This is a genomic window from Oerskovia sp. PE-21s (assembly GCF_056158145.1).
In genome coordinates, this window is sequence record NZ_JBUXJM010000004.1 from 399,681 (window position 1) to 413,096 (window position 13,416).

The window sequence follows — 13,416 nt, forward strand, 5'->3', positions numbered from 1 at the left end:
CGGCTAGGACGGCGACTCCGCGCTGACCGCGAGGAGCGGCTTGTAGCGGTTCTCGGGTCGACCGGCCGAGCCGTACCGCGGGTTGACCTCGGCCTGGCCGACCGTGACGAGGTGCTCGAGGTAGCGCCGGGCGCTGACCCGGGACATGCCGGTCGCCTCGGCCACGTCGACCGCCGAGGCGTCCACCGACCCGGTCCTGCACACGTCGACGAGAGCCCCGACGACGAGCTCCAGGCTGCGGTCGGACAGGCCCTTGGGCAGCTGGGGGCCCTCGTTGCGGGCCTGCCGGACGAGCCGGTCGACCGTGGCCTGGTCGAGAGCGCCGTCGGTCGCCCGCACCTGCGCGCGGAACCGGACGACCTCGTCGAGGCGGCCGCGCAGCACGGCCGCGGTGAACGGCTTGACGAGGTAGTGCTGCACCCCGCCCGCCATGGCGCGCCGCACGCTGTCGAGCTCGCGTGCCGCCGTCGTCGCGATCACGTCGACCGGGGGACCGGGCCGTCGACGGAGCTGGTTCAGCACCGCGAACCCGCTCGTGTCGGGCAGGTAGATGTCGAGCAGGACGAGGTCCGGCTCGAGCACCGAGATCGCTCGCACCGCCTCCGCGCCCGTGCGAGCCTCGCCGACGACGACGAAGCGGGGGTGGCTCTCCACGAACCCGCGGTGCAGGCGGGAGATGAGCGGATCGTCCTCGACGATCAGGGTGCGCAGTCGGTCGTCTGTGGAAGTCATCGGTGCACCGTCCCGGTGAGTCGGTCGAGTGCGGCCCCTACGGGGGCCGCGGAGGAGCGCACGGGCAGCGTCAGCGTGAGGCGCGCGCCGCCGAGCGGTGAGGTCGTGAACCCGACGGTGCCGCCGCGTCGGGCGACGATCCGTCGCACGAGGGCGAGCCCGATGCCGCGCGCGGTTCCCGCGTCGGAGGCTGGCGTCGGTGGATTCCGAGAGGAGGGGGCGTCGTCGTGCCGGAGGGCGTCCCACCGGGGTGAGGAGGACGTGTCGGTGCCGGCGCGTGGCAGCCGGCGGACGGACCGGGGAGGCTGGGCTCCCGCGTGCTTGGTGCTGAAGCCGGGCCGGAAGACCGCGGCGCGCAACGCCGTCGGGACGCCCGGGCCGTCGTCGTCGACGAGGACGGCTACCTCCTCGGCGTCCTCCTGGACCAGGACCTGGACGGTCCCGCCGGGGCCCGCCGCGTCGATCGCGTTGTCGATCGCGTTGCCGAGGATCGTCAGGACGTCCTGCTGGAGCGCGGCCGAGTCGGGGGAGCCCGGGGCGTCGAGCACCGAGCACGGGTCGACCTCGAGGTCGATCCCGCGCTCGCGCGCCGTGGTCGCCTTGGCCAGGAGCAGGGCCGCGACCTGCGGGCTGTGGACCCCCGGTGCGATCGCGCTCGCCGTGAGCAGGCCGCCGTGCCCGGCTCGCTCGATGAAGGCGACGGCCTCGACGTGCTGACCCAGCTCGAGGAGCCCGGACACGACGTGCAGCTTGTTGGCGAACTCGTGCGACTGGGCGCGCAGGGCGTCGGTCAGGTCGCGGGCGCCGTCGAGGTCCTGCAGGAGGGCGTGCAGCTCGGTGTGGTCCCGCAGGACGAGCACCGCGCCCACGGCCCGCCCGTCGACCGTGGCCGGGTTGGCGCGAGCCAGGAGCACGCGTTCGCCCGCGAGGAGCAGCTCGCCGCTCGAATGGTCGCCGGGCCGGTCGGCGAGCTCCAGGAGCTGGCCGTCGAGGACGTCGGTCGCGAGCGACCCGACCGGGGCCTCACCGGGCCCCAGGCCCAGGAGGCGGCGCGCCTCGTCGTTGACGAGCGCGACCCGCCCGGTGCGGTCCAGCGCGACGACGCCCTCGCTGATGCCGTGGAGCATCGCGTCACGCGTCTCGAGCAGGGACGCGATCTCCTCCGGCTCGAGCCGGTAGATCCTGCGGCGGACGAGCTGCGTGACCCACCAGGCGCACACGACCCCGCCTGCCGCGGCGGTGCCCAGCGCGAGGAGCAGGCCGTCCAGGTCCTCGCGGAAGTCCGCGTGGAGCTGCGACTCGAGGATGCCGACCGACGCGGCCCCGATGACGGCCCGACCCGTCTCGTCGTAGATGGGGACCTTGACGCGCCACGACTCACCCAGGGTGCCGGTCTGGGTGCCGATGTAGGTACCCCCGGACAGGGGCACGGAGGGGTCGGTGGACACGCGTTCCCCTATGCGTTCCGCCGTGGGGTGGGACATGCGGATGCCCTCGTCGTCGGTCACGACGACGTAGGTCACGTCGGAGGCCTCGCGGATGACCTCGGCGATGGGCTGGATGGTGGCCGAGGGGTCGGTCGAGCCCAGCGCGTCCCTGATGGCAGGCAGCCCCGCGACGGACTGCGCGACCCCCGTCATCCGGTCGAGGTACGCGTCACGAAGCTGCCGCTCCTGCAGGGTCCCCGCGACCACGCCTGCGGCCGAGACCACGGCGAGGACGATGACGACCTGCAGCAGGAGCAGCTGAACCCTGAGCGGCATTGCCCATCCCACCGGACCAGTGTGCCCCAGGCCACAGGAGCGGCCAGCCACTCGGACGCAGAACCGAGACGTACCCGTGACCTGACGCCGGAAACTCGCCTGACCACAACGACCACAACGTCCATTACGACCTCAGGGACCACACGGTGCCTCCGCGCTCCTAGGCTCCGCTGCACACCAACGGCCCCGGACTACGACGTCGCGAGGCCTGCTCAAGGAGGAGAAATGGCATCCGTCGTCAGCCCGCGCAGCGGGCACAGCACCAGCCGGCCGGGGCGTCGCCGCCTGGTCGGCGCAGCAGCACTCACGAGCCTCGCCCTCGCCCTCAGCGCCTGCGCAGGTCTCGCCTCGGGAGACGAGGCCCCGGCCGACGAGGGCAGCGACAAGCCTGCTGCGGTCGGCCTGGCCTCGCTCGACATCATCGTCCCCGCAGACCCCGGCGGTGGCTGGGACCAGACGGGCCGCGCGCTCCAGAAGGAGCTGCAGGCGACGGGGCTGGCGAAGACCATCAACGTGACCAACGTGGGCGGTGCGGGCGGGACCGTCGGCCTGGCCTCCCTCGCGAACGTCACCGAGCCCAACACCCTCATGGTCACCGGGCTCGTCATGGTCGGTGCGGTCGAGACCAACAAGTCCCAGGCCCGCATCGAGGACACGACGCCGATCGCGCGCCTCACCGAGGAACCGCTCGTCATCGTCGTGCCGGCCGAGTCCAAGTACACGACGCTCAAGGAGCTCGTGGACGACATCGTCGCCAACGGCAAGAGCGTCACCGTCACCGGGGGATCGGCCGGCGGCGCGGACCACATCCTCGCGGGGATGCTCCTCAAGCAGGCCGGCGTCCCGTCCGAGAAGCTCGTCGACACGCTCAACTACGTCGCGTACTCGGGTGGTGGCGAGTCCCTCTCCGCCCTGCTCGGCAACAAGGTCAGCGCAGGCATCTCGGGCGTCGGCGAGTACTCCGAGCAGGTCAAGGCGGGCACCTTGCGTGCGCTCGCGGTCACGAGCCCCGAGAAGGTCGAGGTCCTCCCCGACGTCCCCACGCTCCACGACGCGGGCTACGGCTTCGACCTCACCAACTGGCGTGGCGTCCTCGCCCCCGCCGGCATCACGGACGACGAGCGCGCCGCGCTCGAGGACGTCCTCACCGAGCTCCACGCGTCCGAGGAGTGGCAGGCCACGCTCGACGAGAAGGGCTGGGCGGACGCGTTCGTCACCGGCGCGGACTTCGACGACTACCTCCAGCAGAACATCGCCGACATCCAGGCGGTCCTGCAGGACATCGGTCTGGTCGCCTGACATGTCCTCGTCCTCTGTCGTCCCGCCCGGTGAGTCCCCCGCACCGGGCGGGGCCTCCCCCCAGGTCGCCACGGGCCGTCGCGCCGACTCGCGCGGACAGGACCCGGTGACCGAAGAGGTCCCGCTCACCGGCGGGACCGGGCCGTCGCAGGCCGCGGCGCCGCACACCGCCGCGGCCCCCAGGCGGCGGATCGGCGAGTACGTGGTCGCCGGGGTCACGATCGCCCTGGGCGTGTTCGTGGTCGCCGACGCCGGGACCATCCAGGTCCCGGGCTCGACGACCACCATGGGCCCTCGCGCCTTCCCGTACCTCGTCGGCGGCCTGCTGCTGATCTCGGGCGTCCTCGTGCTGATCGGGCTCCTGCGCGGGAAGTTCGGCGAGGAGGACGACGGCGAGGACGTCGACCCGGACGTCAGGACCGACTGGAAGACGGTCGCGCTCCTCGGCGTCATCTTCGTGGCGCACGTCTACACGATCAACCTCGCCGGCTGGCCGGTGGCGGCGACGCTGCTCTTCGGCGGGTCGGCGATCGTGCTCGGGGCCCGCCCGTGGTGGCGCGCGATCGCGCTCGCCGTCGTCCTCGCGCTCGTCATCCAGCTCGTCTTCGGCGGACTGCTCGGCCTGTCGCTGCCCCCCGGCCCGTTCCTCGAAGGGGTGAGCTCGTTCCGTGGATAACCTCTCCGCACTGATGGAGGGCTTCGCGACCGTCGCGCAGCCCGTGTACCTGCTCTACGCGCTCTTCGGCGTGTTCATCGGGACGGCGGTCGGCGTCCTGCCGGGCATCGGTCCTGCCATGACCATCGCCCTGCTCCTGCCCCTGACGTACTCGCTCGACGCGACGGCCGCGATCATCGTGTTCGCGGGCATCTACTACGGCGGCATGTACGGCGGGTCGACGACCTCGATCCTGCTCAACACGCCGGGCGAGTCCGCCTCGATCGTGACCGCGCTCGAGGGCCACAAGATGGCGCGGCTCGGGCGCGGTGCCGCGGCGCTCGCCACGGCCGCGATCGGCTCGTTCGTCGCGGGCACCATCGCGACCGTCCTGCTGACGCTCGTGGCTCCCGTCATGGCGAGGTGGGCGGTCCAGCTCGGCGAACCCGACTACTTCGCGCTCATGATCGTCGCGTTCATCACGGTGGGAGCGCTCCTCGGCAAGTCCGTCTCGCGCGGCATGGTCGCCCTGGCCCTCGGCCTGTTCCTGGGCCTCATGGGCACGGACACCCTGACCGGGCAGCAGCGCTTCACGTTCGGCGTCCCGAACCTCGCCGACGGCCTCAGCGTCGTCATCGTCGCCGTGGGCCTGTTCGCGGTGGGCGAGGCGCTCTACGTGGCCTCTCGCCTGCGGCACGGACCGGTGCACGTCATCCCGGTCGAGAAGGGGTGGCGCTCCTGGATGAAGCCCGAGGACTGGCGCCGCTCGTGGAAGCCCTGGCTCCGCGGCACCGCGATCGGCTTCCCCGTCGGGACCATCCCGGCCGGTGGCGCCGACGTGGCGACGTTCCTGTCGTACGCGACCGAGCGCAAGCTCGCCGGCAAGCACAAGGACCAGTTCGGCAAGGGCGCCATCGAGGGCGTCGCAGGCCCGGAGTCGGCGAACAACGCGGCGGCCTCGGGCGTCCTCGTCCCGCTCCTGACCCTGGGGCTCCCCACGACCGCGACCGCGGCCATCATCATCGTCGCGTTCCAGTCGTACGGGATCCAGCCGGGTCCGATGCTCTTCCAGACGCAGTCGTCGCTCGTGTGGGCGCTCATCGCGAGCCTCTACATCGGCAACCTCATGCTGATCGTCCTGAACCTGCCGCTCGTGGGCATGTGGGTCAAGGTCCTGCAGATCCCCCGGCACTACCTGTACGCGGGCATCCTGCTGTTCGGGGCGCTCGGGTCCTATGCGCTCAACTTCTCCCCGATCGACGTGCTCATCCTGCTCGTCATCGGTGTGGTCGGCTTCTTCATGCGGCGCTACGGCTACCCCGTGGCACCCATGGTGGTCGGCATGATCCTCGGCCCCATGGCCGAGGACCGCCTGAGGCGCTCCCTGACCATCAGCCAGGGAGACCTCTCGTACCTCGTGACGAGCCCGTTCGCGGCCACCGCGTACGTCTCGATCCTGGTGATCGTGGGCCTCGGCCTGTGGCTCAAGAGCCGCGAGAAGCGTGCCAACGCCGAGCTGTCCCGGCTCGGCGAGGAGATTCGCGAAGAATCCCAGTCGCAGGAGGTGAACTGATGACCGTCGTCCTCGCCTACGCGCCCGGCGACCTCGGAACCGCCACCGCCCGCTCGGCGGGCCGGTCGGCCGCGCTGCTCGGGTCGAAGGTCGTGATCGTCAACGCGACCCGGGCGGACCGGCTCGTCGATCCCCGGTGGGCCGACGAGGCCGAGCTGGCCCACGTCATCGAGATCCTCGACGAGGCGCAGGTCGGCCACGAGGTGCGCCACCTGAAGTCCGGCGCCCTGCCGGCCGACGTGGTCCTCGAGGTCGCGGAGGAGGTCGACGCCGAGCTCATCGTCGTCGGCCTGCGCCGCCGGACCCCGGTGGGCAAGCTCGTGCTCGGCTCGACGCCTCAGCAGATCCTCCTCCGGGCGAGCTGCCCGGTCCTGGCGGTCAAGGCCTGAGGCGTCCACGGACCGCCGCCCCGGTACCCCGAGCTGGTCGGGGGCCCGGGGCGGTGCGCTGTCCGGGGGAGGGCGGCGGGGCCCGTCTGGAGGGCAGGGCCGCGCCGAGAGGGCCGCGGGGCCGGGGGCCGCCCGCCGAGAGGACTCAGACGCGGTCGACGAGGTCCGCGATCGAGTCGACGACCTTGCTGGGCCGGAACGGGAACGTGTCGACCTCGTGGAGCTTCGTCGAGCCGGTCATGACGAGGTACGTGTAGAGCCCGGCCTCGATGCCCGCGACGACGTCGGTGTCCATGCGGTCGCCGATCATCGCGGTCGTCTCGGAGTGCGCGTCGATGCGGTTGAGCGCGGACCGGAACATCATGGGGTTCGGCTTGCCCACGAAGTAGGGCTCCCGCCCGGTCGCGGCGGTGATCATGGCCGCGACGGCACCCGTGGCGGGCAGCGGCCCCTGCTGCGAGGGGCCGGTCGTGTCCGGGTTGGTGCAGATGAAGCGAGAGCCGCCCAGGATGAGGCGCACGGCCTTGGTGATGGCCTCGAACGAGTAGGTGCGCGTCTCGCCGAGCACCACGTAGTCGGGGTCGGACTCGGTGAGCGTGTAGCCGGCCTCGTAGAGAGCGGTCGTCAGCCCGGCCTCGCCGATCGCGTAGGCGCTGCCGCCCGGGACCTGGTCGCTCAGGAACTGGGCGGTGGCCAGCGCGGACGTCCAGATCGACTCCTCGGGCACCTCGATGCCCGAGGTCGCGAGGCGCGCGCGCAGGTCGCGGGCCGTGAAGATCGAGTTGTTCGTCAGGATGAGGAACGGGCGCTCCTTGTCCCGCAGCGCCCGGATGAACTCGGGGGCGCCGGGGATGGCGTGGCCCTCGTGGACGAGCACGCCGTCCATGTCGGTGAGCCAGCTCTCGATCACGCGAGGCATCAGTCGTCCTTTCCGGGGGAGTGCTCGACGGCGTCCGTCGACTTCTCGGGTCGTGTCACCGGTGCGGTCGTCGCCTCGGTGGGGGGCGCGGCGGGGGCCGCAGCGGCCTCGCCGGTGGTCGACGCGGCAGGCGTCGCGGAGGCGGCGGCGAGCTCGGAGACGGTCGCGGCGTCCGCGAGGGCACCCGTGCCCTGGGCCTTGACCCGCTGGGACTCCCGGCGGGCGCGCAGGACCTCGATCACGACGGGGATCACGGAGACCGCGACGATCAGCACGAGGATGGTCTCGATGTGGTCGTTGACGAACTGCACGTTGCCGAGCCAGTACCCGAGCAGCGTCACGCCGACGCCCCAGACGAACGCGCCGATGAGGTTGTAGACCACGAACGTGCGGTAGCGCATGCCGCTCATGCCGGCGGCGACGGGCGCGAAGGTCCGCAGGAAGGGGACGAAGCGCGCGAGGATGACGGTGCGACCGCCGAAGCGCTCGAAGTAGTCGTGCGCCTGGTCGATGTACTTGGTCTTCAGGACGCGAGCGTCGGGCTTGAAGAGCCGCGGACCGATCTTGTTGCCGATCAGGTACGCGAGCTGGTCCCCGAGGAACGCGGCGGCGAAGATCATGCCGCACACGAGCCAGATCGACAGGTTCAGCTCGTCCTGCGCGACCAGGAGGCCCGCGGTGAAGAGCAGCGAGTCGCCGGGCAGGAACGGGAACAGCAGGCCGGTCTCGATGAAGACCACGGCGACGATGCCGAACACCGCGTAGACGCCGAAGCGCTCGATGAACCCGCTGATCATGTTCCGCGCGTCGAGCCAGTCGGGCCCGAGCGCGACCACGTGGCTGCCGTCGACGGCGGAGAGTGCGGCCGTGGCATCGGGCAGCGCGGACGTGAGCAGGTCGGTGAGCACGCACCCAGCGTAGTGGGCGCGCCGTCGGGCCTTCCCAGGGCGGCGTAGCGCGAAGGTGAACGTCGTGGGTGGATCGCACGTCTTCGGTGCCCTGGACGCCCGCCCGGCGGGTCACGAGCGGGACCGTGACCCGAGCGGGAGCAGCGACAATGGGACGGTGACCGCCCGCCCCGAACAGCCGCAGCCCGACGATCCGACCCCCCGCGGCGAGGACGAGGTCGAGGTGGGTGTCGGCCCCTGGCCCGGGGGCAGGGCGGCGTGGCCGACCGACCCGCGCTACGACGTCGAGCTCCTGGAGCACGGCGACCGCCGCAACGTCGTGGACGCGTACCGCTACTGGACGGTCGAGGCCGTCGTCGCGGACATGGACGCGCGCAGGCCGCGCGACCGGCGCCTGCACGTCGCGATCGAGAACTGGGGCCACGACCTCAACATCGGCTCGGTCGTGCGCACCGCGAACGCGTTCAACGCGGCCGGGGTGCACATCGTGGGGCGGCGCCGCTGGAACCGTCGCGGTGCGATGGTCACCGACCGCTACCAGCACGTGAGCCACCACCCGCAGGTCGAGGACCTGCTGGCCTGGGCCGCGGAGCAGCACGACGGGGCGGGCGTCCCCGTCATCGGGATCGACAACGTGCCGGGCTCGATCCCCCTCGAGGGGTACGTGTTCCCGCCCGAGTGCGTGCTGCTGTTCGGCCAGGAGAGCACGGGGCTGACGGCCCAGGCGCGGGCGGCGAGCCGCGACGTCCTGCACATCACGCAGCACGGCTCGACGCGGTCGATCAACGCGGGCGCCGCGGCGGCGATCGCGATGCACGCATGGGTCACGCAGCACCTCACGACCCCCTGACGGCCAGGCCCCGCAGCCCGCTCCGTGAGACGTCCCAACCCGTGGTGACGAGCGTCCACCTGAGGGACGGGCGACACCCCCGGTAGGGATCCATGACAAAATCATGGGGATAACAGGGCGCGCGGCAGTGTCGTCGGCACCCACCTCCTTCCGTCATTGGAGTTCTGCAGATGGCTATCGCAACCCCCGAGGTCTACGCCGAGATGATCGACCGTGCGAAGGCAGGCAAGTTCGCCTACCCCGCCGTCAACATCACGTCCTCGCAGACCGTGACCGCTGCCATTCAGGGCTTCGCCGAGGCCGAGTCCGACGGCATCATCCAGGTCTCCGTCGGTGGCGCCGAGTACGCGTCCGGCTCGACGATCAAGGACCGCGTGACCGGTTCGCTCGCCCTCGCGGCCTACGCGACCGAGGTCGCGAAGAAGTACGACGTCACCATCGCCCTGCACACGGACCACTGCGCCAAGCAGAACCTGGACTCCTGGGTCCGCCCGCTGCTCGCGATCGAGGCCGAGCAGGTCAAGAACGGTGGCCTGCCCACCTTCCAGTCGCACATGTGGGACGGCTCGTCCGTGCCGCTCGACGAGAACCTGGTCATCGCCGAGGAGCTCCTCGAGCTCTCGGTCGCCGCGCGCACCATCCTCGAGATCGAGGTCGGCGTCGTCGGTGGCGAGGAGGACGGCCACACGGCCGAGATCAACGACAAGCTCTACACGACGGTCGAGGACGGTCTCGCGACCGTCAAGGCTCTCGGTGCGGGCGAGAAGGGCCGCTACCTGACGGCCCTCACGTTCGGCAACGTGCACGGCGTCTACAAGCCGGGTGCGGTCAAGCTGCGTCCGTCGATCCTCGCGGACATCCAGAAGGCCGTCGGCGAAGCGATCGGCAAGGAGAACCCGTTCGACCTCGTCTTCCACGGTGGCTCGGGCTCGACGCTCGAGGAGATCACGGAGGCCGTGGACAACGGCGTCATCAAGATGAACATCGACACCGACACGCAGTACGCGTTCACGCGTCCGGTCGTCGACCACATGTTCCGCAACTACGACGGCGTCCTGAAGATCGACGGCGAGGTGGGCAACAAGAAGGCCTACGACCCGCGCGCCTGGGGCAAGCTGGCCGAGGCCGGCATGGCTCAGCGCATCGTCGAGGCGTCGCAGCAGCTGCGTTCGGCGGGCCAGAAGATCCGCTGAACCCGGTGAGCCGCCCAGCAGGGCGGTGACCCCGGCGGGGACGTCCCGCCACCTGGAGTGCCAGCAGGCCCCGGTCCGTCACGGACCGGGGCCTGCTGCGTGCTCTCGGGAGCCTGGGGTGGTGGACGCCCGACGGCGGGGCGGCCCACGTCAGCCGACGCCCGACGGTGGAGCGCACCGACGGCGGTGCGCCCGGCCCGGCGTCAGCGGTCGGTGCGCGGCAGGCGACGACTGCCGTTGAGGTGCGTGACGCCGTCGGGCAGGTCGAAGCCCGGGTCCTCGTCGACGATGTCGAGCATGTCGCCGATGCGCGTGACCTCCAGCAGGAACCGCACCGTCGGCGGGGCGCGCAGCACCCGGACCCGGTGCGGCCCGCGGGTCGCGAGCCGGGCGAGGAAGGCCACGCCCGAGGAGTCCATGAAGGTCACGTGATGGGCGTCGATCTCGACGGGCAGGCCCGTGGCCTCCGCGTCGGCCGTGGCGTCCAGGAGGTCGGCGCCGAGATCGGCGTCGATCTCTCCCGACAGCACGATGCGTGCTCGGGTCGCCCCGACGATGACGTGGACGCTCGCAGGATCGGCCTGGTCCGTGACGACGCCGCTCGCCCCGAGTTCGGGGTCCTCGGGCTCGCTACCAGCCGTGGTGTTACCGTCGCGCACGTTGCTCCTCCCAGCGTGGACCGGACCCGCACAGGTCTCGGAGATCACCAATCTACGGTTGAATGTCCACTCGGGACAGTAACGCGCTCACGGCAGTGTCGTTCGGAGGTGGAAATGGTCGGCTCGTCGAGCCTGGGTCTGGGCTCATGGGGCCACGTTCCGCGTGCCGGAGGAGCGTCGCTGCCGCAGGGCGCGGAGGAGCTTCTCGCGCGCGCCGTGCAGCGTGCGGGGATCGCCGCCTTCCTGCTGGGCCCGGCCTCGAGGGGCATGCCCGTGCTGTGGGTCAACGACGCGTTCAGCCGGCTCACGGGCTACGCGACCGACGAGGTCGTCGGGCGTCGCCCGCAGTTCCTGTCGGACCTGCTCGCGGACCAGTCGGAGGCCGAGCCTTTCCGGGCAGGGGTGCTCGAGGGCCGCGAGGTCAGGCGGACGGTGCAGCACGAGCGGCACGACGGGTCGATGATCTGGGTGCAGCTCACGCTCGCGCCGGTCGACGAGTCCGGGGGCGAGGTCGACCACTGGGCAGGCTCGATGGTCGACGTCACCGAGTACGTCGACCGGTCGGCGGCCCAGCTCGCGTCGCTCGAGCTCGAGCGCCGCAAGCGTGCCGGTCTGGCGATTATCACCGAGACCTCGGACCTGCTCAACGACCTGGACTATCCCCTCGCTCTGCGGGAGATCTGCGACGTCCTCGAGGGCGCGCTCGTGGAGTGGGCCGGCTTCTACATGAACGACGACGGCCTGCGGTTCGCCGAGGGCATCGACACCACGACGCCGCCGAGCGGGCGCGGGCAGCGCCACGGTCGGTACATCGCGGACGGCGCCGGCATCGTCGAGGGCGCCATGGGGCAGACCGACGCGCTCGGCGACGCCACGGGCCCGGCGCTCCTGGTCCCGGGGACCGTGATCGACCTGCAGGACACCGTGCAGGACCTGCTCGACGGGCGGATCGACGGCCCGGTGCGGCTCGACCTGTCGGCCGAGTACCCGCAGTGGTCGGCGTCGGGCTGGTTGAGCCGCGACGTCCGCCAGCGCACCTCCACGCTCGCGGGCGCGCCACGCGAGGTCCTGCTCCACGCGATCGCGGGCCGACGACGCGTCCTGGGGCTGTTGGCGACGAGCGGTCTACCGGCCTCCCCTGCGACGGCGACGGACCCGGAGAGCGCCGACGCGGTCCTGCGCACGCTCGCACGGCGCGCGGGCCTGGCGATCGACAACGTGCGTCTCTACGCCCGTGAGCACCGGCTCGCGGAGACCCTGCAGCGCGCGATGCTGCCCGAGCAGGCCGACGTCGCGGGGCTCGACGTCTGGACGTACTACGCGCCCAACTCCGAGCACGCCCAGGTGGGCGGCGACTGGTACGACGTCCTGCAGATCACGCCCGACGTCGTCGGGCTAGTGATCGGGGACGTGGTGGGGCACGACGTCGAGGCCGCTGCCGCCATGGGGCAGCTCCGGTCGGTCGTGCGGTCCTACGCGTACGAGCTCACGACCCCCGGGCCCGTCCTGGAGCGCGTGGACCAGCTCGTGGTCGGCATGCGCATCCCGCGGTCTGCGAGCCTCGTGTACGCGTCGCTCGTACGGCACGGCGAGCAGCCGTCGGACGAGGACAGGCCCGACGAGCCCGGCGAGGACGCCTCCGGGACCGATGACGGGGGCGCGGGGGACCTGCAGCGCTGGACGATCGAGTACTCGCGGGCGGGGCACCTGCCGCCCCTGCTGCTCCGGGACGGCGAGGTCACGCAGCTCAACGAGGCCGGGGGCTCGCTCGTCGGTTTCGGGGTGGGGACGCGCGCGACGGGACGGGCCGAGCTGGTCCCGGGCGACGTCCTGCTCTTCTACACCGACGGTCTGATCGAGCGCCGGGACCGCGCGCTGCGCGTGGGCCTCGACGCCCTGGTCGAGGCGACCCGTGCGATCACCGCGATCGACTCCGCGGGGATCGGCGAGGAGCTCCTGTCGCGCCTCGCGGACGCCCCCGAGGACGACGTCGCCCTCGTGGTCGTCCGAGTCCCGGACCCCGTGACCGACCCCGTGACCTCGGCCCTGAGCCCGCGGAGCCGGCGCTGGCTCCTGCCGAGCGAGCCCGCGTCGATCGGACGGGCGCGGCACGCGGTCCTGCGCACCTGTCAGGCGTGGGACCTCGGCGACAGCGCCAACGCCGAGCTGGTGGTGTCCGAGCTCGTCGCGAACGGTGTCCTGCACGGGTGGGGGCACCTCGCGCTGCGGCTCTTCGACACCGGGGACGGTCTGCGCGTGGAGGTCGAGGACTCGAACCCTGCGCCGCCCGTGTCGACCGACGGGCACGTGCACCGCATGGGCGGGTTCGGGATGCAGATCGTCGAGCGCCTCGCGGACTGGGGCTGGCGGCCGGCCGGCTCGGGCAAGCTCGTGTGGGCCCGGATCCGACCCGCCAGCGAGCGTGCCGAGCGTGCCGAGCGGGCAGCGAGGTCCGAGGAGGGCTGAGCGGCCCAGG

Annotated in this window: 12 protein-coding genes; 7 read left to right on the forward strand and 5 right to left on the reverse strand. The window is 71.9% G+C overall.

The features are described 5' to 3' along the window. Positions 1-3: 3 nt before the first annotated feature. Together ACZDYF_RS10535 and ACZDYF_RS10540 are read right to left on the reverse strand one after the other, a co-directional pair. On the reverse strand, positions 4-732 hold the full coding sequence (locus ACZDYF_RS10535; protein WP_364078304.1) for a response regulator: 729 nt from the start codon (positions 730-732) through the stop codon (positions 4-6). Continuing rightward, the gene (locus ACZDYF_RS10540; protein WP_475056300.1) at positions 729-2,495 is read right to left on the reverse strand and encodes an ATP-binding protein; all 1,767 of its coding nucleotides are present in this window, start codon (positions 2,493-2,495) and stop codon (positions 729-731) included. The genes ACZDYF_RS10535 and ACZDYF_RS10540 overlap by 4 nt, the downstream gene beginning before the upstream one ends. Positions 2,496-2,720: 225 nt before the next feature. Between ACZDYF_RS10540 and ACZDYF_RS10545 the strand changes: the two genes are divergently transcribed. The 4 genes from ACZDYF_RS10545 to ACZDYF_RS10560 are packed head-to-tail and all read left to right on the forward strand — an operon-like array spanning position 2,721 to position 6,411. Beyond that, on the forward strand, positions 2,721-3,794 hold the full coding sequence (locus ACZDYF_RS10545; RefSeq protein ID WP_475056304.1) for a Bug family tripartite tricarboxylate transporter substrate binding protein: 1,074 nt from the start codon (positions 2,721-2,723) through the stop codon (positions 3,792-3,794). 1 nt (position 3,795) lies between these two features. Further along, positions 3,796-4,470, forward strand: coding sequence for a tripartite tricarboxylate transporter TctB family protein (locus ACZDYF_RS10550; RefSeq protein WP_475056309.1), 675 nt, complete (start codon positions 3,796-3,798; stop codon positions 4,468-4,470). After that, positions 4,463-6,022, forward strand: a complete 1,560-nt coding sequence (locus tag ACZDYF_RS10555) for a tripartite tricarboxylate transporter permease (RefSeq protein WP_191791993.1) — start codon at positions 4,463-4,465, stop codon at positions 6,020-6,022. The genes ACZDYF_RS10550 and ACZDYF_RS10555 overlap by 8 nt, the downstream gene beginning before the upstream one ends. After that, entirely contained in the window at positions 6,022-6,411 is a 390-nt protein-coding gene (locus ACZDYF_RS10560; RefSeq protein ID WP_191791992.1) for a universal stress protein, read from the forward strand. Before ACZDYF_RS10555 ends, ACZDYF_RS10560 begins: the two co-directional genes overlap by 1 nt. A gap of 145 nt (positions 6,412-6,556) precedes the next feature. Here ACZDYF_RS10560 and ACZDYF_RS10565 read toward each other — a convergent pair whose 3' ends face one another. Together ACZDYF_RS10565 and ACZDYF_RS10570 are read right to left on the reverse strand one after the other, a co-directional pair. Continuing rightward, entirely contained in the window at positions 6,557-7,330 is a 774-nt protein-coding gene (locus ACZDYF_RS10565; protein ID WP_191791991.1) for an HAD-IIA family hydrolase, read from the reverse strand. Next, a complete protein-coding gene (locus ACZDYF_RS10570) occupies positions 7,330-8,238 on the reverse strand; it encodes a DedA family protein (RefSeq protein ID WP_318243821.1) in 909 nt (302 codons plus the stop codon). Before ACZDYF_RS10570 ends, ACZDYF_RS10565 begins: the two co-directional genes overlap by 1 nt. Before the next feature lie 157 nt (positions 8,239-8,395). Between ACZDYF_RS10570 and ACZDYF_RS10575 the strand changes: the two genes are divergently transcribed. Together ACZDYF_RS10575 and fbaA are read left to right on the forward strand one after the other, a co-directional pair. Further along, positions 8,396-9,088 carry a TrmH family RNA methyltransferase gene (locus ACZDYF_RS10575; RefSeq protein WP_475056316.1) on the forward strand — a complete coding sequence of 231 codons (693 nt, stop codon included), beginning with the start codon at positions 8,396-8,398 and terminating at the stop codon, positions 9,086-9,088. 170 nt (positions 9,089-9,258) lie between these two features. Next, the gene (gene fbaA / locus ACZDYF_RS10580) at positions 9,259-10,281 is read left to right on the forward strand and encodes a class II fructose-bisphosphate aldolase (RefSeq protein ID WP_191791989.1); all 1,023 of its coding nucleotides are present in this window, start codon (positions 9,259-9,261) and stop codon (positions 10,279-10,281) included. 203 nt (positions 10,282-10,484) lie between these two features. Here fbaA and ACZDYF_RS10585 read toward each other — a convergent pair whose 3' ends face one another. Then, positions 10,485-10,940, reverse strand: coding sequence for an STAS domain-containing protein (locus ACZDYF_RS10585; RefSeq protein ID WP_138826418.1), 456 nt, complete (start codon positions 10,938-10,940; stop codon positions 10,485-10,487). A gap of 114 nt (positions 10,941-11,054) precedes the next feature. On the opposite strand from ACZDYF_RS10585, the gene ACZDYF_RS10590 reads away from it, so the two are divergent. Beyond that, positions 11,055-13,406, forward strand: a complete 2,352-nt coding sequence (locus ACZDYF_RS10590) for a SpoIIE family protein phosphatase (RefSeq protein WP_475056323.1) — start codon at positions 11,055-11,057, stop codon at positions 13,404-13,406. The last annotated feature ends 10 nt before the right edge of the window (positions 13,407-13,416 follow it).

Coding starts and splice junctions, on each gene's coding strand:
- ACZDYF_RS10535 (WP_364078304.1), bottom strand. CDS start 732: ATGACTTCCACAGACGACCGACTGCGCACCCTGATCGTCGAGGACGAT.
- ACZDYF_RS10540 (WP_475056300.1), bottom strand. CDS start 2,495: ATGCCGCTCAGGGTTCAGCTGCTCCTGCTGCAGGTCGTCATCGTCCTC.
- ACZDYF_RS10545 (WP_475056304.1), top strand. CDS start 2,721: ATGGCATCCGTCGTCAGCCCGCGCAGCGGGCACAGCACCAGCCGGCCG.
- ACZDYF_RS10550 (WP_475056309.1), top strand. CDS start 3,796: ATGTCCTCGTCCTCTGTCGTCCCGCCCGGTGAGTCCCCCGCACCGGGC.
- ACZDYF_RS10560 (WP_191791992.1), top strand. CDS start 6,022: ATGACCGTCGTCCTCGCCTACGCGCCCGGCGACCTCGGAACCGCCACC.
- ACZDYF_RS10565 (WP_191791991.1), bottom strand. CDS start 7,330: ATGCCTCGCGTGATCGAGAGCTGGCTCACCGACATGGACGGCGTGCTC.
- fbaA (WP_191791989.1), top strand. CDS start 9,259: ATGGCTATCGCAACCCCCGAGGTCTACGCCGAGATGATCGACCGTGCG.
- ACZDYF_RS10590 (WP_475056323.1), top strand. CDS start 11,055: ATGGTCGGCTCGTCGAGCCTGGGTCTGGGCTCATGGGGCCACGTTCCG.